The organism is Oryzomicrobium sp. (assembly GCF_021287045.1).
GTDB lineage: Bacteria > Pseudomonadota > Gammaproteobacteria > Burkholderiales > Rhodocyclaceae > Oryzomicrobium.
Window position 1 is genome coordinate 1 of the sequence record NZ_JAJTBG010000018.1, and the last position, 19,676, is coordinate 19,676.

General features: G+C 70.4%; 19 protein-coding genes and 1 pseudogene. 16 read left to right on the plus strand and 4 right to left on the minus strand.

All coding sequences use genetic code 11. The features are described from left to right. The 7 genes and pseudogenes from LWW89_RS16035 to LWW89_RS16065 all read left to right on the plus strand — a co-directional run. A pseudogene (locus LWW89_RS16035) lies at nucleotides 1-131 on the plus strand (acetyl-CoA C-acyltransferase); the annotation flags it as partial. 112 nt (nucleotides 132-243) lie between these two features. After that, complete coding sequence (locus tag LWW89_RS16040; protein ID WP_293265973.1) at nucleotides 244-867, plus strand: DUF4442 domain-containing protein; 624 nt, start codon at nucleotides 244-246, stop codon at nucleotides 865-867. Nucleotides 868-892: 25 nt separating this feature from the next. Beyond that, nucleotides 893-2,398: an aldehyde dehydrogenase family protein gene (locus LWW89_RS16045; protein WP_293265975.1), complete on the plus strand. Its 1,506-nt coding sequence runs from the start codon at nucleotides 893-895 to the stop codon at nucleotides 2,396-2,398. Then, complete coding sequence (locus tag LWW89_RS16050) at nucleotides 2,395-2,994, plus strand: hypothetical protein (protein ID WP_293265977.1); 600 nt, start codon at nucleotides 2,395-2,397, stop codon at nucleotides 2,992-2,994. Before LWW89_RS16045 ends, LWW89_RS16050 begins: the two co-directional genes overlap by 4 nt. Before the next feature lie 17 nt (nucleotides 2,995-3,011). Continuing rightward, nucleotides 3,012-4,610, plus strand: a complete 1,599-nt coding sequence (locus tag LWW89_RS16055) for a GMC family oxidoreductase (protein ID WP_293265979.1) — start codon at nucleotides 3,012-3,014, stop codon at nucleotides 4,608-4,610. Between the two features lie 123 nt (nucleotides 4,611-4,733). Then, a complete protein-coding gene (locus LWW89_RS16060; protein WP_293265981.1) occupies nucleotides 4,734-5,390 on the plus strand; it encodes a DUF2802 domain-containing protein in 657 nt (218 codons plus the stop codon). Between the two features lie 101 nt (nucleotides 5,391-5,491). Beyond that, complete coding sequence (locus LWW89_RS16065; RefSeq protein WP_293265983.1) at nucleotides 5,492-6,328, plus strand: SPOR domain-containing protein; 837 nt, start codon at nucleotides 5,492-5,494, stop codon at nucleotides 6,326-6,328. 630 nt (nucleotides 6,329-6,958) lie between these two features. On the opposite strand, the gene LWW89_RS16070 is transcribed toward LWW89_RS16065, so the two are convergent. After that, entirely contained in the window at nucleotides 6,959-7,342 is a 384-nt protein-coding gene (locus LWW89_RS16070) for a tetratricopeptide repeat protein (protein ID WP_293265985.1), read from the minus strand. A gap of 239 nt (nucleotides 7,343-7,581) precedes the next feature. Between LWW89_RS16070 and nosZ the strand changes: the two genes are divergently transcribed. The 9 genes from nosZ (at nucleotide 7,582) to LWW89_RS16115 (ending at nucleotide 17,392) form a co-directional block, all read left to right on the plus strand. After that, on the plus strand, nucleotides 7,582-9,525 hold the full coding sequence (nosZ, locus tag LWW89_RS16075) for a TAT-dependent nitrous-oxide reductase (protein WP_293265987.1): 1,944 nt from the start codon (nucleotides 7,582-7,584) through the stop codon (nucleotides 9,523-9,525). A gap of 238 nt (nucleotides 9,526-9,763) precedes the next feature. Then, nucleotides 9,764-11,923 (plus strand): NosR/NirI family protein, encoded by a 2,160-nt coding sequence (locus LWW89_RS16080; RefSeq protein WP_293266093.1) that lies wholly within the window; start codon nucleotides 9,764-9,766, stop codon nucleotides 11,921-11,923. After that, a complete protein-coding gene (locus LWW89_RS16085; RefSeq protein WP_293265989.1) occupies nucleotides 11,916-12,341 on the plus strand; it encodes a transcription regulator in 426 nt (141 codons plus the stop codon). The genes LWW89_RS16080 and LWW89_RS16085 overlap by 8 nt, the downstream gene beginning before the upstream one ends. Nucleotides 12,342-12,481: 140 nt before the next feature. After that, complete coding sequence (locus LWW89_RS16090) at nucleotides 12,482-13,699, plus strand: nitrous oxide reductase family maturation protein NosD (protein WP_293265991.1); 1,218 nt, start codon at nucleotides 12,482-12,484, stop codon at nucleotides 13,697-13,699. After that, nucleotides 13,689-14,684 (plus strand): ABC transporter ATP-binding protein, encoded by a 996-nt coding sequence (locus tag LWW89_RS16095; RefSeq protein ID WP_293265993.1) that lies wholly within the window; start codon nucleotides 13,689-13,691, stop codon nucleotides 14,682-14,684. Before LWW89_RS16090 ends, LWW89_RS16095 begins: the two co-directional genes overlap by 11 nt. A gap of 3 nt (nucleotides 14,685-14,687) precedes the next feature. Further along, nucleotides 14,688-15,512: an ABC transporter permease subunit gene (locus tag LWW89_RS16100; RefSeq protein ID WP_293265995.1), complete on the plus strand. Its 825-nt coding sequence runs from the start codon at nucleotides 14,688-14,690 to the stop codon at nucleotides 15,510-15,512. Continuing rightward, nucleotides 15,509-16,060 (plus strand): nitrous oxide reductase accessory protein NosL, encoded by a 552-nt coding sequence (locus LWW89_RS16105; RefSeq protein ID WP_293265997.1) that lies wholly within the window; start codon nucleotides 15,509-15,511, stop codon nucleotides 16,058-16,060. The genes LWW89_RS16100 and LWW89_RS16105 overlap by 4 nt, the downstream gene beginning before the upstream one ends. Nucleotides 16,061-16,095: 35 nt before the next feature. Continuing rightward, nucleotides 16,096-16,776: a hypothetical protein gene (locus tag LWW89_RS16110; RefSeq protein ID WP_293265999.1), complete on the plus strand. Its 681-nt coding sequence runs from the start codon at nucleotides 16,096-16,098 to the stop codon at nucleotides 16,774-16,776. 7 nt (nucleotides 16,777-16,783) lie between these two features. Then, nucleotides 16,784-17,392, plus strand: coding sequence for a nitrous oxide reductase accessory protein NosL (locus LWW89_RS16115; RefSeq protein ID WP_293266001.1), 609 nt, complete (start codon nucleotides 16,784-16,786; stop codon nucleotides 17,390-17,392). A gap of 93 nt (nucleotides 17,393-17,485) precedes the next feature. Here the strand turns inward: LWW89_RS16115 and LWW89_RS16120 are convergent, their stop codons facing one another. From LWW89_RS16120 to grxD, 3 genes are all read right to left on the minus strand, one after another. Then, nucleotides 17,486-18,070, minus strand: coding sequence for a hypothetical protein (locus tag LWW89_RS16120; RefSeq protein ID WP_293266003.1), 585 nt, complete (start codon nucleotides 18,068-18,070; stop codon nucleotides 17,486-17,488). 10 nt (nucleotides 18,071-18,080) lie between these two features. After that, nucleotides 18,081-19,151 (minus strand): Ldh family oxidoreductase, encoded by a 1,071-nt coding sequence (locus LWW89_RS16125; protein WP_293266005.1) that lies wholly within the window; start codon nucleotides 19,149-19,151, stop codon nucleotides 18,081-18,083. 139 nt (nucleotides 19,152-19,290) lie between these two features. Continuing rightward, a complete protein-coding gene (gene grxD / locus LWW89_RS16130; RefSeq protein ID WP_293266007.1) occupies nucleotides 19,291-19,650 on the minus strand; it encodes a Grx4 family monothiol glutaredoxin in 360 nt (119 codons plus the stop codon). Between the last annotated feature and the right edge of the window lie 26 nt (nucleotides 19,651-19,676).

Below are 19,676 nucleotides of genomic sequence, written 5' to 3' on the forward strand. Positions count from 1 at the left end.
TGGGCGCCACCGGGGCGATCCGCACCGCCACCTTGCTGCACGGCCTGAAGCGCACCAAGGGCAAGTACGGCATGGTGACCATGTGCATCGGTACCGGCATGGGGGCCGCGGGGGTGTTCGAGTCTCTTTGATCCTGCCGATTCTGCCTGGTGCTTGTCTCAGGCAGTATCCTCGGCAGGACGGGGCGGCTGTCTTTCCCTCCTCTTCGGCCGCCCCGTTTTTTCGCTACTCCCAGCCCTGGCCATGCGTCCCAAACTGATCGACCGCGTGCCCGCCGCCTGGCGGGCAACGCTTTTGAAGTGGGGGTTCAACCTCTACCCCTCCTACCGCGCCACCGGCGGCCGGGTGGTGCACATCTCCCGCGACCTGGACCGGATCAAGGTGGTGCTGCCCTACTCGTGGAAGACCCGCAATCCCGCCGGCGCCCTGTTCGGCGGCAGCCTGTACGCCTTCACCGACCCCATGTTCGCCATGCTGCTCGCCCTGCAGCTGGGCAACGACGTGATCGTCTGGGACAAGGCCGGCAGCATCCGCTACAAGCGCCCCGGGCGCAGCCACCTGTTCGCCGATTTCCACATCCCCGTCGAGCGGGTCGAGGCGATCCGCCGCGAGGTGCTGGAAAAGGGCGAAAGCACCCCGACGTTCTGCATCGAACTGAAAGACCGCCACGGCGTGGCTCACGTGGAACTGGAAAAGACTGTCTACGTGGCCACCAAGGCGTTCTACAAGAGCAAGCTCGCTGCCCGTGCCCAGGCCGACGGGGACGACCTGTCCCTGCCGCCGCCCGAGGTGCTGGAGCAACTGGACCGGGCCGATGCCGCCCCGCCGCAGCCACCATTACCCCGGGCCCGGCGTCGCGCCGCCTGAGGTTCGTCACCCTTCCGGAGTCGCCATGAGCGTCCACTCCTTGCCCGCCGCCGCCAACGCCCCGGACGATGCCCCCGGCAGGCACGACTTTCCCGCACTGACGGCGGCCCTGGCCGGATTGCGCCGGGGCTTCGCGGCCGACCCGGCCCCCGGGGCCGCCCGCCGCCGCGAGCATCTGGCCGCCCTGGCCGACGCCCTGGGCCGCCACGGCGACGCCCTGGCCGAGGCCATCGACCGGGATTTCGGCGGCCGGTCGGCCCGGGAGACCGAGCTGCTCGAACTCTTCCCCAGCCTGGAAGGCATCGCCTACGCCCGGCGCCACCTGGCGGCCTGGATGCGCCCGCGGCGCCGCCGCGTCGGCATGTGGTTCTGGCCGGCCCGGGCCCAGGTGCGCCACCAGCCCCTGGGGGTGGTGGGAGTCATGGTGCCCTGGAACTACCCCCTGTTCCTCGCCGTCGGCCCTCTGGCCGCGGCCCTGGCGGCGGGCAACCGGGTGCTGATCAAGTGCTCCGAGCACACCCCGGCCTTCGCCGCCTGCTTCGCCGAGCTGATCGCCGCCACCTTCGCGCCGGACCACGTGCGGGTGGTGCGGGAAGGGGAGGGGGACGATCCCCTGGCTTTTGCCCAGGCCTTCGCCCGGCTGCCGTTCGACCACCTGCTGTTCACCGGCTCCACCGCCGTGGGGCGCCGGGTGATGGCGGCGGCCGCCGCCAACCTCACCCCGGTCACCTTGGAACTGGGGGGCAAGTCGCCGGTGCTGATCGCCCCCGGGGCCGACCTGGCCCTGGCCGCCGCCCGTATCGTCTTCGCCAAGCTGGCCAACGCCGGCCAGAGCTGCGTCGCCCCGGACTACGTGCTGCTGCCCCGGGGCCAGGAGGCGGCCTTCATCGCCCACGCCCGGGCGGCGGCGCAACGCCTGTACGGCGACGCCGCCAGCCCGGATTACGCCGCCATCGCCCTGAACGCCCACCGCCGGCGCCTGCACGGCTGGGCCGAGGCGGCGGAAGCCGCCGGGGCGGTGCGCCACCCCCTGTTGCCCGAGGCGCCAGCCGCGGACGGTCGCCTCGCGCCCGCCATCTTCACCGGCGTGCCCGACGAGGCGGCCCTGATGCGGGAAGAGATTTTCGGCCCCTACCTGCCCCTGGTGCCCTACGAACGGCACGAGGATGCCCTGGCCTACATCAACCGCCGCGACCGGCCCCTGGCCCTTTACCTGTTCGACCCGGACCCGCTGCGGGTCCGGGCTACCCTGGATGCCACCGCCTCGGGTGGGGTCGGGGTGAACGACTGCCTGCTCCACGTCGGGGTCCATGACCTGCCCTTCGGCGGCGTCGGCCCCTCCGGCATGGGGCGCTACCACGGCCCCGAAGGCTTCGCCGCCTTCTCCCAGGTGCGCGCCGTGCTGCGCCAGGGGCGCTGGTCCCCGGCCAGCCTGCTCCATCCGCCCTTCGGTGCGGCGGGGGGCGCCTGGCGCGACCGCCTGCAACGCCTGATCCTGCGGCTGATGCTCGGCCGCCCGCCCCGGCCATGAATGCGCCCGCGCCCGAAGCGGCATCCGACCTCGGCCTCGGCCCCGGTCACGCGCCCGCCTCGCCGGGCCGCCGCCGCGCCCTGGCGGCCACCCTGGCCGGCGGGTTGGCCCTGGCCTCGGCCGCCTGGTGGGGGCTGGGTGGCGACGGGTCCCGGCTGGACGATCCGGGCCACGCCTACCATTTCCTCGGCCCCCTCGACCGGGCGGTGCTGGCGGCGTTGGCCGGCGGGCTGCTCGACGGCGTCCAGCCGGCCTTCTCGCCGGCCCACGGGGCGGCCCTGGCCCAGGGCGTGGACATCGCCATCGCCGGCTTGCCGCCGCGCACCCGGGGCGACCTGCGCCGCCTGTTCGACCTGCTCACCACCCGGGGCGGCCGGACGGCCCTGGTCGGGCTGGGCACGCCGGCGGACGGGATCACGCCCTGGCGGGCCCTGACTCCGGAGCAGGCCGCCCGGGCCCTGGCGGCCTGGCGCGATGCCGACCTGGCCCTGCTCAACCGGGCCTACGCCGGCCTCCACGACCTGGTCCTGGGGGTTTGGTACGGTGACCCGGACCACTGGGCCGGCACCGGCTACCCCGGCCCTCCCCAACTGTGAAACGTGAGACGGGCCCCGTGAGCCATCTGCCCGACCCCGTCGGCGACGCGTTCGCCGGCCCCTGGCGCGGGCGCCATCTCGACGGCGCCACCCTGGGCGAAGACCGCACCCTGTCCGCCGACGTGGTCATCGTCGGCAGCGGCGCCGGGGGCGGGGTGTGCGCCGAGATTCTGGCCCAGGCCGGGCTGTCGGTGATCCTGGTGGAAGAGGGGCCCCTGCGCACCTCCCGGGACTTCAACATGCTGGAGCGGGAGGCCTACCCGGCCCTCTATCAGGAGTCCGCCGGGCGCAAGACCGTGGATGAAGGCATCGGCATCCTCCAGGGCCGGGCCGTGGGCGGCTCTACCCTGGTCAACTGGTGTTCCAGCTTCCGTACTCCGGCCGCCACCCTGGCCCATTGGCGCGAGGCGCACGGCCTGGCCGGGTTCACCCCCGAGGCCCTGGCGCCCTGGTTCGCGCGCATGGAGGCGCGGCTGTCGGTGGCCCCCTGGACGGTGCCGCCCAACCGCCACAACGGTCTGCTCGCCGAAGGGGCGGCGCGCCTGGGCCTCGCGCCCAAGGTCATCCCGCGCAACGTCAAGGGTTGCTGGAACCTGGGTTACTGCGGCATGGGCTGCCCGACCAACGCCAAGCAGTCGATGCTGGTCACCACCATCCCGGCGGCCATGGCCGCCGGCGCCACCCTGCTGTCCCGGGTGCGGGCCGAGGCGCTGCTGCACGACGGCAAGCGGGTGCAGGGGGTGCGCGCCCATCCGGTCGATAGCTTCGGCCAGGTGCGCCGCGACGCGGCCCTGACCCTGCGCGCCCGCCACGTGGTGGTGGCCGCCGGCGCCATCGGCAGCCCGGCCCTGCTGCTGCGCTCCCGGGCGCCCGACCCCTATGGCACCTTGGGGGCGCGCACCTTTCTCCACCCGGTGGTGCTGTCGGCGGCCACCTTCGCCGAGGCGGTGGAGCCCTTCGCCGGGGCGCCCCAGTCGGTCTACGTGGACGACTACCTGTGGCCCGCCGACGGCACCCTGGGCTTCAAGCTCGAAGTGCCGCCGGTCCATCCCCTGCTCGCCGCCGTGGTGATGGGCGATTTCGGTGCCCGCCACCGGGACTTCATGGCCGGGCTGGCCCACGGCCACACCATCCTCGCCCTGGTGCGCGACGGCTTTGGGCCGGACAGCCCGGGGGGGCGGGTGGTGCTCGACGGCCACGGCGACCCCCGTCTCGACTACCCCCTCAACGCCGCCTTCTGGCAGACGGCGCGGCGCGCCTGGCAGGCCATGGCTAAAATCCAGTTCGCCGCCGGCGCCCGCAGCGTCATGCCGGTGCACCTGGACGCCCGGCCCATGGCCGATCCGGGCGCGGCGGCGGTCCAGCTGGCGCGGCTGCCGCTCCAGGCCGGCCGGGCCAAGGTGGTCAGCGCCCACGTCATGGGCGGCTGCGCCATGAGCCCGGAACCGCCGGGGGGCGTGGTCCGGCCCGACGGCGGCCACCACCAGCTCGAGGGCCTGACGGTGGCCGACGGCAGCCTGCTGCCCACCTCCCTCGGGGTCAATCCCCAGCTCACCCTCTACGCCCTGGCGGCGCGCATCGCCACCGGGCTGGCGGCGACGTTGGCGCGGGGCTAGCGGGCCCGCCGGGACGCGCCGGCCGGGGCGGGGCGCGGGGGGTCTGGCATAATGGCCGCTGCGGGCGCCCGCCGGCCCCGCTCCTCCTTTTCGGCCCCGCAATGACTGCTTTCCTGTTTGCCCATGTTTGACCTGACGGCCCTTGGTTTTCCCCCGGGCACCGTCCTGAATGTGCGCGACGCCCTGCTGGCGATCGTCGTGCTGCTTGCCGTCTACATCCTGGCGGTGGTGCTGCGCTACCGCCGCCTGCGCCGTCAGGCCGAAGAGGCGCAACCCGACGAGCCCGCCGAGAAGGCGTCCGCCCCCGCCGCCGAGAAGGCGTCCGCCCCCGCCGCCGCGGAGGCTCCGGCGGCGGCCAGCGGCGCCCGGCTCTACGCCGCGGTACAGGACACCGCCCAGGCCCCGGCTTCCGCCGCGCCCCGGGAACATGCGCTGCGCCAGGAACCGGCCGTGGCGCCGGCCCCGTTGGCGCCGCCCCTGCCGGTGAACCTGGCCGCCGAGGTGGCTGACACGCCGGTGGTCCAGGCCATCGAGCGCGACCTGACCATGCTGCGCCAGGAAATCCAGCACCTCCAGGGCGAGCTGGAGCGGGTCCAGGGCGAGATGCGCGACCGTTTCACCCAGCTCCAGGCCACCCAGCACATGTCGCCCCTCTACAGCGACGCCATGCAGATGGCCGCCGCCGGCCATGACGCCCAGACCATCGCCGACCGCTGCAACATCGCTCGGGCCGAGGCAGACCTGGTGGTGGCCCTGGTGCGCAACCAGGGTGGCGGCTGAGGCGCCGGGGCGTCCGGTCACTGATGCACTGACGCCTTGCACCGTTCCAATTCCGTAGCCTGACAATTTCACCATTCCACTTCCGGCAAGAAAGCGACGCGATGGCCGAACCCCCCGTCAAGAAGCGCCCCAGCCCGAAACCCGCCGCCAAGAAGGCTCCCGCTCCGGAGTCCGCGCCCCAGGACCAGCTCAAGCGCACCCTGGTCAAGCGCATGTCCCTGGCGGCGGTGCTGATCGCCGTCCTGCTCGGCGCCCTGGTCCTGTTCGACCGCCTGTCCACCACCGTCGAGGTGGAAGCGCCACCGGCGCCCCGGCCGGCGGCGCCGCCGCCGCGCACCGAGGTGACCCAGCCGGTGACCCCGGTGGAAGAGGCCAAGCCCGAAGAGGGCAAGGCGGCCAAGGGCGAAACGCCGGCCGCGCCGGAGGCCACTGTGGCCGCCCCGGCGCCTCCCGAGCCGCCCCGGGTCGCTGCCCAGCCCGCCGCGCCGGCCACGCCTACCTCTGCCGGCCGCAGTGCGGCGCCCGCCTCCCGCGCGGCGCCGGCTGCCGCCGCAGTGACACCGGCCCCGGCCCCGCGCCAGCCCCGGGTGGTGGAAGAGGGCAGCGCCGCGCCCCAATCCCCAGTCCAGCAAGCCCAGCCCCGGGCCGAGCGTTCCGCTGCGGCCGCCGCGCTGCCTGCCCCGGCCCCGGTCCTCTCCACCCCGCCCCGGGCGCCGGTCCGGCTCTTCTCCGGCTACGCCGTGCAGGCCGGGTTGTTCGCCGACGTGCAGCGGGCCGAGGAGCTCCACGCCAAGCTCCAGCTCCACGGCATTCCCTCCCACCTGGAAACCCGGGTGGTGGTGGGGCCGTTCAAGACCAAGGCCGAGGCCGCCGCAGCCCGGGCCAAACTCAAGTCTTTGGGCATGGACGGAGTGTTGCTGCCGCCGGCCAAGCACTGAATCTGGCGGGCCCGCCTGGGGCCCGCGTCACGGGGCGCTACTGTCGTGCGATTGCGCGGCGACTGGCGCCCCGCTTCTTTTCCGGCCGACGAAATCCGGGGATGTGCCCGTGGCGCCGCTTGGGCGCCATGAGCTGCTACGCCTGGGGCTCGGCGTTCAGGCGCCGTTTGCCGTCGTTTGCACGCGTATCGCGGCACATCCAGAGATGGCGGCATTCGGGCTTCTGGGCCGGTGGAGCGGCGGACGGGCGGGGCCGGATCGGCTGTGTTCGGCATCCCATCTCGTCCCGCCGGTCATGGGGTGATACATGAGAGAAATTAATGTATCCGGGCGGTCGTTAAATGAAGGTCCGCGCCAGTCGTTGAGCTTGGCGGAGTGGCGTTCTTGAAACATGAAGAAAAGTAATATGTCGAGCCTTGGGGGGGCCCGGGGCCTGTCTCTCCCCTCGTTTCTCGGCTCGTTCCTTCCCCGCCCGGTTGCCGCCGGATTCCTCTTGCCGCAATAAGCCGGGCGCTCGCTTGCAGTGAGGCGCGGCGATGGCGCCATCGCCCTTGGTGCCCGGCTCCGCACACGGGCCAGGCGCAGACGGTATGGGCTAGGTCGGCCCTTGCTTGATCCCTTTCGGAGCGCTTACGGCCGGTCTTCGTCGCTGGCCGGCGGGGTGCCGGCGCCGTCCGCCGGTTTCGTTTCGCCCCGGGCCTTTTCGATGCGCCGGGCGAACACCGTCATCTCCTTGGCTGCCTGGATGTCGCCCTTGGCCGTGGCGGCGGCGATGCCCTGACGCCAGGCGTCCAGGGCACCGTCGTCGTCGCCGCTGCCGGCCAGGGCGTGGCCCAGGCCTTTCCAGGCGGCGGAATAGTGGGGGTCACGCTCCAGGGCCTGGCGGTAGTAGGGCACGGCCCGGAGCGGGTCGCCGGCCTTGCGCCATTCGGTGGCCAGGGAGAAGCGCAGCAGCGCGCCGTCCCGGGGGCCGCCGAGCAGTTTTTCCAGGGTGGCGATGATGGGGGATGTCATGGTCGTTCTCCAGGGGGATCGGGCGGGGGCGCCGCCCGGATGCGGTTTTTCCGGCAGCGTTCGATTTGCTGCGAATAGCGCTTTCTTTCAATGTTTTAGCCGCTTTTTGGCGGTTTTTGCACAGATCAAATTTCCTTGGGGAGGGCGGGCCTAGAGTTCGCCCTGCGACAAATCGCCGCGCCCTGGGCGTCGGCGAGTTTAGCGGCACACAACGGGGAATGCGCCCCAGGGAGATCACAATGAACAAGCACGACACGCAACAGGTGGAAAATCGCGACGGGGCCGATCAGGGGCGCCGCCGCTTCCTCAACACCGCCGCCCTGACCGGCCTGGCCGGCGCGGGCCTGGCCACCGGCCTGGCGGCCTGTAAGGACGACAAGCCCGCCGCGGCCGGCGCCGCCGCACCCGCCGCGGCCAGCCACGCCGAGGGCGGGATGAAGATTCACATGGCCCCGGGTGAGCTGGATACCTACTACGGCCTGTGGTCCGGCGGCCACTCCGGCGAGATGCGCGTCCTCGGCCTGCCTTCCGGCCGGGAGATCAAGCGCATTCCCGTGTTCAACATGGACTGCATGAGCGGCTGGGGCATCACCAACGAGTCGAAGAAGATCATGGGCACCAAGCCCGACGGCTCGCTCAAGTACCACATCGGCGATACCCACCACGTTCATGCCTCGTACACCGACGGCACCTACGACGGCAAGTACGCCTGGGTGAACGACAAGATCAACAGCCGCCTGGCCCGTATCCGCCTCGACACCTTCGAGTGCGACAAGATCACCGACATCCCGAACATCCAGGGCTTCCACGGCATCTTCCCGGACCGCTGCGACCCGGTGGACGAGAAGATCAACCACACCACCCGCGTCTTCTGCGGCAGCGAGTTCCACCTGCCCCAGCCCAACGACGGCCGGGACATGGACGATCCGAAGAAGTACGGCACCCTGTTCACCTGCGTCGATGCCGAGACCATGGACGTGCGCTGGCAGGTGAAGATCGACGGCAACTGCGACCTGGTGGCCACCTCCTACGACGGCAAGCTGACCGCCACCAACCAGTACAACACCGAGGGCGGCGCCAAGTACGAGGACATGATGTCCGCCGAGCGCGACGCCTGCGTGTTCTTCAACGTGGCCCGCATCGAGCAGGCGATCAAGGACGGCAAGTTCAAGACCATCGGCGATTCCAAGGTCCCCGTGGTGGACGGCACCAAGGCCGCCAACACCGATCCGAAGACCGCCCTGACCTGCTACGTGCCGGTGCCGAAGAACCCCCACGGTGTGAACGCCAGCCCGGACGGCAAGTACTTCATCTGCTCCGGCAAGCTGTCTCCCACCGCCACGATCATCGAGATCGCCCTGGTGCACAAGTACTTCGCCGGCGAGCTGAAGGAGCCCCGTGACGCCGTGGTCGGCGAGCCGGAACTGGGCCTTGGCCCCCTGCACACCGCCTTCGACGGCCGCGGCAACGCCTTCACCACCCTGTTCCTCGACAGCCAGATGGTGAAGTGGAACGTGGAAGCGGCGATCAAGGCCTTCAAGGACAAGAACGTCAAGTACGTCATCGACCGCCTCGACGTCCAGTACCAGCCGGGCCACACCAACGCGTCCATGAGCGAGACCAAGGAAGCCGACGGCCAGTTCCTCGGCGTGGGCTGCAAGTTCTCCAAGGACCGCTTCCTGCCGGTGGGCCCGCTGCACCCCGAGAACGAACAGCTGATCGACATCCGCGGCGAGAAGATGGTGCTGCTGGCCGACCACCCGGTCTACCCCGAGCCCCACGACTTCATCATCGTCAAGCGCGACAAGATCAAGACCCGTCAGGTGGGCACCCTGGACGACTTCCCGCTCGCCACCAAGGACCCGAAGGATTCCCGGATCGAGCGCAACGGCAACAAGGTCACCGTGCACCTGGTGTCCCAGGCGCCGGCCTTCTCGATGCGCGAGTTCAAGCTCAAGAAGGGCGACGAGGTCACCATCATCCTCACCAACCTGGACAAGGTGGAAGACCTGACCCACGGCTTCGCCATTCCCAAGTACGACGTGAACTTCATCGTCAACCCGCAGGAAACCAAGTCGGTGACCTTCAAGGCCGACAAGCCGGGCGTCTTCTGGTGCTACTGCACCCACTTCTGCCACGCCCTGCACCTTGAGATGCGTTCGCGCATGATCGTGGAGAAGTAAGGCCACGTTGCTTCACCCGCATGGAGAGTTGGGGAGACGCTTGCGTCTCCCTTTTTTTCCTTGCGGCGCAGTTCGTGACGATGGAATGTGGCGTGTGTTTTTTGCTCTTGATTTGCGTTAAGGGCAGATGGGGCGCCGTAAATCACCATTTGCTGAAGTAACGCTCAGGGAGTCGTAAATGATGTTCGCCCGCCTTTGCCGGCGTTTTCAACGGTCCATCGCCGGCGGCCTGCTCGGCATGGTCATGGCCGGCGCGCTGGTGCTCCTGTCGGAGCCGGTCCGCGCCGATTCCTACGAGGCGGCCCTGCCGCCGGAGCTGCACAGTTCGCCGCGCATGTGCGACTACGTGGCCTGCACCGAGGTGCTGCCCGGCGCCGACAGCTTCTCCGAGCGGCGCGGCCAGCCGCCCTTCGTCGAGGGCTACAAGACCGAGGGCGGACAGAAGACCCTGGTGGGCTACGTCATGTTGTCCACCGACATCGTGGACATCCCCGCCTACTCGGGCAAGCCGGTGGTCACCCTGATCGGCATGGACGCCACCGGCCACTTCGTCGGGGTGAAGATTCTCAAGCACTCCGAGCCGATCCTGCTGCTCGGTATCCCCGAGTCGGCCCTGATCAAGTTTAACCAGCAATACCTGGGCAAGTTCGTCGGCGACCAGATCGAGATCGGCAAGGCCCGCCCCGAAGAGAACATCATCGGCCTGGACGCCATCACCGGCGCCACGGTCACCGTGATCGCCCAGAACCAGGTGATGATGGTGTCCGGCGGCGAGGTGGCCAAGCAGGTCGGCATCCTCAAGCCCCAGGTGCGCCCGCCCGCCACCTTCATCGACACTGGCGAGACCCTCACCTGGGACCAGCTGGTGGCCGAGGGCAGCGTCGCCCGGCTCACCGTCAAGCCCCAGGACGTGGGCCTGGTGAGCACCGGCCAACCCTACGTGGACCTGTGGTTCGGCCTGCTCAACGTGCCCACCGTGGGCCGCAGCATCCTCGGCAAGGACGGCTACGAGCGCCTGATGGCCGGGTTGCACCCGGGCGAGCAGGCCCTGTTCGTCGTCAAGACCGACGGCATCGAGTCGTTCAAGGGCTCCGGCTTCGTCCGCGGCGGCCTGTACGACCGGGTCCAGGTGCGCCAGGAGCGGGACACCTACACCTTCCGCGACCTGGACTACCTCAACCTCTACGGGGTCCTGGCCGCCGGAGCGCCGGCCTACACCGAGTCGGCCATCTTCATCGTGCGCGGCAAGACCTTCTCCGCCGCCTACCCCTGGCAGTTCGTCTTCCTCGCCAACAAGCTCGACAAGACCACCGGCGCCAAGACCTTCGCCAACTTCGACCGGGAAGTGTGGCTGCCCGCCCGCTACCTGGAAGGCGGCCGTCCGGCCTACAAGCGTCCCGACGCCCCCTGGCTGAAGATGTGGAAGGACCGGGCCGTGGAGATCGCCGCCTTCGTCGTCCTGCTCGTCGCCGTGGCGGTGGTCTACTCTCGCCGCGACGCCCTGGTGCGCCGCGCCGACCGCAAGAACAAGTGGCCGGTGAACGCCTTCAAGTACACCGGCTGGGTGGTGTCCATCGGCTTCGTCGGCTTCCACGCCATGGCCCAGCCGTCCATCACCCAGGTGCTCACCTGGTTCCATTCCCTGCTGTTCCAGTGGAAGTGGGAGCTTTTCCTCTCCGACCCCTTCATCTTCATCTTCTGGATCTTCATCATCGTCACCGTCTTCCTCTGGGGACGGGGCCTGTTCTGCGGCTGGCTGTGCCCCTTCGGCTCCCTGTCCGAGCTGCTCTACAAGGTGGGCGAGCGCATCGGCCTGAAGCGCTTCCAGGGCAAACTGCCCAAGCCGTTGCACGACAAGCTGAAGTGGGTGAAGTACGGGGTCTTCCTCGGCCTCCTGGCGGTGTCGTTCTTCTCCATGCCCCTGGCCGAGAAGCTGGCCGAGGTGGAGCCGTTCAAGACCACCTTCCTGGTTGGCCTGTTCAACCGTTCCTGGCCCTACACCCTGTTCGCCGCCGGCCTGCTCGGCCTGTCGATCTTCATCGAGCGGCCCTTCTGCAAGTACCTGTGCCCCCTGGGCGCCTCCCTGGCCATGCCCACCACCTTCCGCTGGTTCGGCCTGAAGCGGAAGCAGGAGTGCACCAGCTGCAACGCCTGCGCCCACGGCTGCGGTTCCCAGGCCATCGACGCCGACGGCCGCATCGACCAGCGCGAATGCCTGCTCTGCCTCGACTGCATGGTCCTCTATCACGACGACCACGCTTGCCCGCCCCTGGTCCAGGAGCGCAAACGCCGCACCAAGGCCGGCCAGCCCCTGACCCCGATCGGCCAGGACGGCTATTTCATCCCCATCATCCCGGTGCCTGCCGGCGCCGCAGCGAAGGAGACGACCCATGGTTGATCCGGCCATGCTCACCGAACCCGTCGAGCCGGCCTACGCCGCCGGCGCTACCACCCGGCGCCTGGCCGCCGAGGCCTGGGACCACCTGTGGCCGTGGAGCCGGGCCGGCTTCTCGCGGCAGAAGCTGGTGCAGGCCGTGGGCCTGGCCCTGGCGGTGGCGGTGACCACCGTCTGGGTGCTGGCCGGCATGGGCGAGATGGGCGCCGGCGCCCTGATCGGCTGGTGGGTCGGCTGGAGCGCCTGCGAGGTGCTGGTGCGCCTGTCGGCCAAGCCCTACGTCAAGGAAGGCCCCTGGTGGGGCCGGCGCTACCGGGCGGCCAGCGTGATGGACATGCTCTGCTACGTGGCCTTCAAGAACCTGCTGGTGGGCGCCCTGCTGTTCCTCACCCTGAAGGCCCTCGGCCGGGTGGTGGTGTGACCGTCGATTCGTTCAGGCGGCCCGGGCAAACCCCCCGCCAGTATTGGTTCTTCGGGCGGTGCCTGTGGATCGCCGCGTCCCTGCTCGTTCTCCGGGCGGGGGGGCTGGAGGCGGCCGAGGCGCGCGCGACTTGGCACGTTATGCCCGGCCAGTCGATCCAGGCCGCCATCGACCGGGCGGCCCCCGGCGACACCGTGACGGTGGCCCGGGGCCGCTACCGGGAAAACCTGCGCATCGCCAAGCCCCTCACCCTGCGCGGCGAGCAAGCCGGGCAAAAGCCCACGGTGGACGGCGGCCTCAAGGGCGACACCATCCGCGTGGCCGCCACCGACGTGACCATCGCCGACCTCAACGTGGTGGCCTCCGGCGAGGACCTGGGCGAGCAGAACGCCGGCATCTACATCCAGCCCGGCGCCCACCGCGCCACGATTCGCGGCTGCACCCTGGCCGACACCCTGTTCGGCCTGTGGATCGAGGGCGTCGAGGACGTGGCGGTCGAGGGCAACGTCATCACCGGCAAGCGCGACCTGGGCTCGGCCCAGCGGGGCAACGGCATCCAGCTGTACAACACCGAGCGCGCCCGGGTCGAGAACAACCGCATCAGCTTCGTGCGCGACGCCCTCTACGTGGACGTGTCGCACCACGCCCTGTTCCGCGGCAATCGGCTGCACCACAGCCGCTACGGCACCCACTACATGAACTCCTACCACAACGTCTGGGAGGACAACGAGGTGTACCGCAACCGGGGGGGCCTGGCGCTGATGGAAGTGCGCGACCAGGTGGTGCGCAACAACCGGGTGTGGGGCAATACCGACCACGGCATCATGCTGCGCACCATCCAGGACGCGGTGGTGGAAAACAACGTGGTGGCCGGCAATTCCCGGGGCTTCTTCATCTACGATGCCGAATACAACACCCTGCGCGGCAACCGGGTCATCGACAACGACGTGGGCGTGCACCTGTGGGCCGGCTCCACCCGCAACACGGTGGAGAACAACGACTTCATCGCCAACCGGGAGCAGGTCAAGTACGTCGGCGCCCGGGACGAGGTGTGGGGCGGCAAGGGCGACGGCAAGGGTATCAGGGGCCACGGTAACTACTGGAGCAACTACGTGGGCTGGGACCGGGACGGCGACGGCATCGGCGACGTCGGCTACGAGGCCAACGACCTGGTGGATCGCCTCTCCTGGCGCCACCCCATGGTCAAGCTGCTCATGGCCAGCCCGGCCATCCAGACCCTACGCCTGATCGCCCAGCAATTCCCCTTGCTGCGCGCCCCCAGCGTGGTGGACCGCTACCCGGCGATGCGCCCGGCGGACCCCCACTGGAACAACTGGTTGAATACCCATGAACGCTGATACTTCCCTCTCCCTGGCCGCCCTGTCGGGTGGAGCCGGCGCCGCCGCATCCCCGCCCATCGCGCCTCCGATCATTCTCGCCGGGGTGGAAAAGCGCTTCGGCCCCACCGGGCAGATCCGTGCCGTGGACGGCGTTCACCTGGAGGTGCCGGCCGGCGCCCTGTTTGGCCTGATCGGCCACAACGGCGCGGGCAAGAGCACCCTGTTCAAGATGATGCTCGGCCTCGTCACCCCCAGCGCCGGCAGCATCACCGTGCTCGGCCGGCCGGTGAACGGCCCGGACTTCCGCCAGGTGCGCCGCTCCATCGGCTATCTGCCGGAGAACGTGGTGCTCTACGACAACCTCACCGGTCTGGAAACCCTGCGCTTCTTCGCCGACCTGAAGGGCGTCACCCACGCCGGCTGCCCGGCAGCCCTGGAACGGGTCGGCCTGGCCCACGCCGCGGGGCGGCGGGTGCGCGAATACTCGAAGGGCATGCGCCAGCGCCTCGGTTTTGCCCAGGCCCTGCTCGGCGACCCGCGCCTGCTGTTCCTCGACGAGCCCACCACCGGCCTCGATCCGGAAGCCATCCGCGACTTCTACCGCATCGTCGCCGAGCTGCGCGGCGACGGGGTGACCGTGGTGCTCACCTCCCACATCCTGGCCGAGATCCAGGAACGGGTGGACTGCCTGGCCATTCTCGAATCGGGCCGCATCAAGGCCCAGGGCACGGTGCAGCAACTGCGTGACGGCCTCGACCTGCCGGTGACCCTGGCGCTTAGGCTGGCCGAGGGCCACGGGCCCTTGCTGCGCGCCGTGCTGGCCGGCCTGCCGGTGACCCTGCCCGAAGATGACGGCACGGGTGGCGGAGTGTTGTCCCTGGCCTGCCCCCGGGACGCCAAGCTGGCGGTGGTGGCGGCCCTGATGGGGCTGGGCGACCGCCTTCTCGATCTCCAGGTGCAGGAACCCTCCCTGGAAGACGTCTTTTTCGGAACCCGGGGATAAGCCATGGCCATGCTCGATCTGCACCCCATCGCCGTCATCGCCGGCAAGGAATTCTGGGACCGCATCCGCAACCGCTGGGTGCTGGCGGTGGCCCTGGTGTTCACCGTTTTCGCCCTGTCGATCGCCTACTTCGGCACCGCCCAGCAGGGCAGCGTCGGCTTCCGCTCCATCGACCTGACCATCGCCTCCCTGGTCAGCCTGGTCATCTACCTGATCCCCCTGATCGCCCTGATGCTCGGCTTCGACGCCATCGTCGGCGAGAAGGAGCGGGGCTCCCTGGACCTGCTGCTGACCCTGCCGGTAACCCGGGTCGAGGTCATCCTCGGCAAGTACCTGGGCCTGGCCGGGGCGCTCACCTTCTCGTCGGTGGCCGGCTTCGGCCTGGTGGGGCTGATCCTCTCGCCCCAGCTCAACGTCGCGGCCCTCATCCACTACGCCGGCTTCATGGGCAGCGCCATCCTGCTCGGCATGGCCTTTCTCTCCCTGGCGGTGATGGTCTCGGTGCTGGCCTTGGACCGCACCCGGGCCTCGGGCCTGGCCATCGCCCTGTGGTTCTTCTTCGTCCTCATCTTCGATCTGCTCATCCTGGGCATCCTGGTGGTGAGCGGCGGCCAGTTCGGCGGCGACGCCTTCCCCTACCTGCTGCTGCTCAACCCGGCCGACGTGTTCCGGGTGCTCAACGTCTTTTCCCTCGACGAAGTGCGCACCCTGTACGGGCTGGCCACCGTCTTTCCCCCCGCCCTGTCCCATCCCGCCCTGCTCTGCGCGGTGATGGCCGCCTGGATCGCCGCGCCCCTGGGCGTGGCCATGTGGAGATTCAAGCCGTGATTCCCTTCGTTTCCATTGCCCGCCCGGCCCTCGGCGCCGGGCCCCTGGCCGGCCTGGCCGCCGCCGCCCTGGTGGCGCTGCTGGCCGGCTGCGGCCAAAGCGCATCCGGGCCGAGCGTTCCGGTGGAACTGTCCCGGGACACCTCCTGCGCCCTGGACGGCATGCTGCTCGCCGACTTCCCCGGCCCCAAGGCCCAGATCCACTACGCCGGCGCCGACAAGCCGGACTTCTTCTGCGACACGGTGGAGATGTTCTCCCTCTACCTCAAGCCGGAACAGCAGAAGCGGGTGCGCGCCCTCTACGTCCAGGACATGGCCCAGACCGACTGGGACGCGCCGCAAGGCCACTGGATCGACGCCAAGGCCGCCTTCTACGTCAAGGACAGCAAGAAGCGCGGCTCCATGGGCGCCACCCTGGCCTCCTTCGCCCAGGAGGCCGACGCCCAGGCCTTCGCCGCCAAGAACGGCGGCACCGTGCTGCGCTTCGACCAGGTGACGCCGGAAATGGTGGTCCTGGACGGCGGCGCCCTCCACGACAAGCGCATGTGATCGGCGCCACCACCGCACGCAAAGGACACACCACGATGCACGTCTTCTACGAAGGTCTCGCCCCCGACGAAGCCCTGGCCCTGGAACAGTTGGCCAAGCTCCTCTACGAACTGCGCGAGAACCGCCAGCAACTGCTGGCCGCTCACGGCGCCGCCGACGAAGCCGCCCTGCTGGCGACGATCCAGGCCGGCGGCGTGGCCGAGCACCCGGGCTACGAAAGCTACCTGTCGGCCCTGACCCTGGCCGCCACCCAGGAGGCGGTGCGCGCCGACCTGAAAGCCCGCACCCTGGCCCTCAACGGAGCCCCCCTGGCGGCGGACGAGATGCTGGGCAGCGACGCCCCGGCGGCGGTGTGGCTGCTGGAAGTGGCCGAGCCCCTGGAAGAGCGCTGCGGCGAATGCCTGGAGCAGCCGGTGGCGGTGAAGCAGGACGCCCTGGTGATCCACATCGAGGGCGGGGTGCGCCTGGAAGCCCGCTGGGCCGGCCCGGACGCCTATGCCTACCGCTGGACCTGGGGCGACGCCGAGCTGTGCCTGGACACGGCCCCTCGGCCGGCGGACCCGGCCCTGGGCGCGGCCAAGGCCCACCTGCACCGGCCCGACGGCAGCGTCGGCCCGGCACCGGTCACCGTGCCCGGCGAGCCGTCCCTGGACAACCTGGAAGCCCTGGTGCGGGCCTTGGCCGACGATCCCCTGCTGGGCGGCGGCCTCGCCTGAACATCCCATGGCCAGCGCCCCCGTCACTCCGCCGCCGCCGCTGGAAACCACACCGGCTGGCGCCCGCGCCGCCCGGCGCGGCTGGTGGCTGATCCCCCTGCGTACCCTGGGGTTGGCGCTGGTGGTGGGCTTTCTCGCCGGAGGCTTGGCGAAGATGGCGCCGCACTGGCTCGACCCGTTGCAGCAGCGCCCCTTCCCGCCCCACGTGGTGACCGCCGACGACCGTTGCCCGGTATGCGGCATGTACCCGGCGCGCTTCGCCAAGTGGCGCGCCCAGGCGGTGTTCCACGACCAGGGCTACGCCGCCTTCGATTCGGCCGCCAGCCTGTTCCGCTACCTGGGGCGGATCGAGCGCTACACCCCCGCCCGGCGTCGGGAGGATGTGGCCGACCTGTACCTGACCGACTACGACAGCGGCGCCTGGCTGCCCGGCGAGACGGCCCTGGTGGTGCTCGGCTCCAGCCTGGCCGGCCCCATGGGGGACCCGGGGCTGCCGGCCTTCGCCAGCCAGGAGGCGGCGGAGCGCTTCGCCGCCGCCCGGGGCGGGCAGGTGCTGCCCTTTTCCCAGGTGCTGGCGGCGCCGGAATTGCAGGGGCGTATCACCGCCGGGCGTTGAGATTCAGCGGAACCCCGCGGTGCCCGCAATGGGCGCTGGGGGTGCTGAGGCGCGCGGTGCGCACCCCCCTGGCGGCGGTGCCTGGCGCCGGGTTCAGCGCGAGCAGATGACCCGCCGGTTGCCCCGCCCCGCCTGGGTTTCGGTGAGCTGGCCGGTGCTCTTCACCCGGCCGCTGGTCCGGTCGAAGATGGCGTAGAAGCGGGCCGCCTCGTCGTAGTCGTCGCAGAAGCGCCATTCCCATACTTCTTCGTTGCGCCGGTCATAGAAGGTCACCTCCCGGGGCGGTCCCAGGGTGCGGCGCACCGTCTCCCGGTCGTCGTCCACCTTCACCCGGGCGAAACCCTTCGGTTCCAGCACGTTTTCGATGCCCACCAGCCGGCCGCTGCCGTCCAGGGTGACGCGGAAGGTGTGGAAGCCCTCGGGCCCCCGGGGATAGAGCAGCACCCGGCCGCCGGCGTCGTCGAAGGCCAGGGCCGGTTCGCCCATGGCCGCGCGCACGTCGGCCTCCCGGGCCTGGCCCGGCGCCAGGCCGTGGCCGCTGTAGTGGGCGGCAGTGGCGCAGCCGGCCAGCAGGACGGCGAGTAGCAGGGAGCGGAGGAGGGCGGGGCGGCGCGGCCGGGCGTTCATGGGAACGGGAGGGGCGACGTGGGCGGGGGCGGCAGGGAGGGGGCGGGACATGGTGCGGCAATCAAGCATCAAGGGGGGGAGGTATGAGTGCGTCGGGCACGCCCAGTTCCCGGGCGGCGGCGGTGATCTGGGCCCAGACCTTGTCGCCGTAGTCGATGCCCTGTTCCAGCTGTTCGGCGCACCGGGCGGCCTCCAGCTCGCCGGGCAGCACCACCGGGCGGCCGGGGTCCAGGGGGCGGGAATCGACGATCCAGGCGCAGGCGTTGCGTACGTGCTCCTCGAAGGCGTCGCCCCCCAGCTTGTGGGGGTCCACCAGGATCATCAGGGTGTTGTTGGTGATGACCCGGGGCGCGTCCGGCGGCAGGCCCCGTTCGATGCCGCCGCCGGCCAGCAGTTCGATCATCACCGCCAGGGCGTAGCCCTTGTGGCCGCTCTGGCTGCCGCCGAAGGGCAGGATGGCGCCCGGCGGCGTGGTGAACAGGGCGCCCGGGTCCAGGGTCGGATTGCCGGCGGCGTCCACCAGGACGCCCGGGGGCAGCTGTTCGCCCCGGGCGTGGGCCACCCGGATCTTGTTCAGGGCCATGGCCGAGGTGGCGAAGTCGAGCACCACCGGCGGCTGGCCGTCGGGGCGCGGCACGCCCATGGCGATGGGGTTGGTGGTGAGGCGTGGGTCCCGGCCGCCGTAGGGCACCACGTTGGGGTCGATGTCCACCACGTTGGTCATGACGATGGCGGCCAGCCCGGCCTGGGCCGCCAGCTCCACGTAGTAGCCGACCCGGGCGCAGTGGTAGCTGCGGCGCACCGCCACGGCGGCGACGCCGAACTGTCGGGCGATCTCGATGCCGGCCTCGGCGGCGCGCTTGACGGCCACGTGGCCGAAGGCCATCTGGCCGTCCCACACCGACAGGGCGCCGACGCGGGACAGCTCGATCCCTTCAGCCTGCACGTCCACGCCGCCTTCCCGGGCGGTCTTGGCGTAGGTGGGCAGCATGGAGAAACCGTGGCTGAAGTAGCCCACCAGGTCGGCGGCGATCATGTGCTCGGCGACGGTGGCCGCGACGCCGGGGGCGCAGCCCAGGGCGGCGAGGCTTTCCCGGGCGAGGGCCTGGGCGGCGGCAGCAGCGATCCGCATGGGAATTCCTTGGCGAGTGGTCGACAAGGACGATGGTAGGCCGGTCGGGCACCGCCGGGCAATGCGCGGGGGCAAAAACGACAGGAGCGCCCGGTGGGCGCTCCTGAGGCGTTGCGTTGCGGCTGGGATGCGAAGGGGATCAGCCCTGGGCGTTGCCGCCCAGCAGTTGCTGCAGTTCGCCGTTCTGGTACATCTCCCGGGCGATGTCGCAGCCGCCGACGAACTCGCCGTTCACGTACAGCTGGGGCAGGGTCGGCCAGTTGGCGTAGACCTTGACGCCTTCGCGGATGGCCGGGTGCTCCAGCACGTTGACGCTGAAGATGTCCTTCACGCCGCAGGCCTTCAGGATTTGCACCACGGTGCCGGAAAAGCCGCACATGGGGAACTGGGGGGTGCCCTTCATGTAGAGCACCACGGGGTGGCCGGTGACCTGTTCGCGGATGAGGTCCTGGATGGCGGGACTGGTGGGGTCCACGTGGGCGCCGGTATCGACGGTCATGCTGGTTTCTCCTAGGGGGTGAGGCT